Source organism: Dietzia sp. NPDC055343 (assembly GCF_053645265.1).
Genome location: NZ_JBSHMJ010000118.1, coordinates 1 through 2,115 on the forward strand (window position 1 = coordinate 1; position 2,115 = coordinate 2,115).

The following is a 2,115-nucleotide window of genomic DNA, read 5'->3' on the forward strand; positions in this document are numbered from 1 at the left end:
TCCGACGAGGTGTTCGGCCCCGTCCTCACCGTGTTCCGCTACTCGAGCATCGACGAGGCCATCCGGTACATCAACGACCGGCCCAGCCCGCTCGTCCTGTACTGGTATGGCGAGAAGAACGACCGTTTCGAGGTCGTCGCCGACCGCACCCGCTCCGGCAACATCTACGGCAACGACTTCGGCATCGGCATGGTCTCCTCCGCCATCCCCTTCGGCGGAGTCGGGAACTCCGGCATGGGCTCGTACCACGGCCACTACGGCTTCCGGACCTTCACGCACGAGCGGGCCGTGGCCCTGCACTCGTTCGACTACTCGGCCGCCGACTTCATGGTGCCGCCGTTCGGGCCGGACAAGAAGAAGCAGGCGTCGATGTACTTCGGCGCGATGAAACTGCGGACGCGGCTGGGGTTCTAGAAGCGCGGCGGCCGGTCGTCTGCAGCAATACCGGCCAGTCCGCCCAGGGGCGATCCAGTGTTTCCACCGTCGATGGTGTCAGCGCTCCGGGATTAACCAGGCTGTAGCGCGACACTGTCTAGTTCTGCTTCAGATCCGCCAATACCGAACGATCGTATGACTATCGGCTGTGTGAGCTGCTGATTTGTCATCAAACGACACCTCGGTCCGCCTTAGATAAAAGAAAGGTATAGACAAGGTGTGAGCTTACTCATATGCTCCTCCTCATGCGTTTGGACGGTCGATCGGTGGGTGCATCGCGCGCCTTGGGGGCAATGGCCCTGCTAGGTGTGGTGTCGGCTGCCGCCATCGGATTCTCGCGGCCGCTTCCTGATCCGCACCTCATGGCGAACGTCGACAATTCATGCTTACAGTTCTCTCAGGATGGCGGAGCCATCTGGGGAGATGTCAGTGTGGTCACGCTCGACGACTCTTTTGTCCCGGTCCCGGGCGGCGAGTACCTGCAGGGAGACTTCCTCGCGCGCAACCGTTGCGACGCTCCGGCCTCTCTGCAGGTGTACGCCGGTGCCTGGGAACTCACGGACGGCGGATCCGGTGTCTGGCGGGCCGACCTGGGGGACGCGGCCGGCTCGCCGGTCGCTCTCACCGGGCCCTACACGCAGGACGACTGGGGCGTACTCATCAACGAGGCTCCGGCGCTCACGGATCAGGTAATCCCTGTCACGCTGTACATCGGGATCCCGGCCGGGGAGACCGCTCAAAGCTACTCGATCAACCCGGCCTGGTCGTTCTCGCTCGAGCCCACCGACGTCGTCACCGTGCCGGATGCGCCCGCTGGACTCCAGGCCCAGCCGGGATCGCCCACCACCCGCGACCGCGTGGTCGTGACCGGAACCGCTGAGCCGGGCTCGACCGTCAATGTGTCCGTGGACGGCCAGGTGCGCTGCACCACCACTGCCACGCCCGAGGGCAGGTTCTCGTGTGACGTCGGCACGCTGAGTCGCAGGAATCATCAGGTTTCCGCCACTGCCAGCAACTCGGCGGGTGCTTCCGATCCTGCGAATCCTCTGAAGGTGACCGTGCGCAACACCGGGCCGACCGGCTGGGGTTCGCTCGATGACCTGCTGAACTGGGGCTCGCTCGGCGGTCTGGGGAGCCTCGGCAGCGTGGGTAGCTCGGATTTCGGCAGCGGTAACAGCGCCGGGAGCGGAGCCGTGGCGGGAAGCTCGACGGGAAGTATCGCGGCCAGCAGTCTGGGAGTTCTCGGCTCGGCCACGACCGGTTCAGGTGCCGCCAGCCATCCCGCTGATCCCGATCGGCACGTCGGCGCAGGCGCAGGTGCGGCAGGCGGCCCGGAGGGCTCGGCTCCCGGGGGTACAGCGGCGGGTGCTGGCCAGGCCGGAACCCCTGATGCGGCGGCAATCCGAGGCCACGGCGAGGTCGGGACCGGCGAGTCCGGGCCGGCAGGTGGATCACCGTCCGGTGCCGGCGCGACGGGAGGCGCCGGGGCGGGCCATGGTCAGGCCCCCGGCGGCCGCGGAGCCACTACACCGGGTACGCCCGGGCAGCCCGCCGCGGGTGGCGGAGCAGCCGGCGCCGGGACGCCCGGGGGTGGCGCCGCGGGTGGCGGAGCCGGCGGAGGCCAGGCCGCGATCACCGGGGCGGGTGCGACCACGGGCGGGCACACCGCTGCAGGCGCAG

2 protein-coding genes are annotated in these 2,115 nt (G+C 68.0%); both read left to right on the plus strand.

Annotation, left to right across the window (positions count from 1 at the left end; genetic code table 11):
- Positions 1–414: aldehyde dehydrogenase family protein (locus ACWIE7_RS18920; RefSeq protein ID WP_454070291.1), on the plus strand; the 414-nt coding region annotated here is incomplete at its 5' end.
- Between the two features lie 452 nt (positions 415–866).
- Positions 867–2,115, plus strand: a 1,249-nt coding sequence (locus ACWIE7_RS18925) for an Ig-like domain-containing protein (RefSeq protein ID WP_454070292.1), incomplete at its 3' end; no start/stop codon positions are given.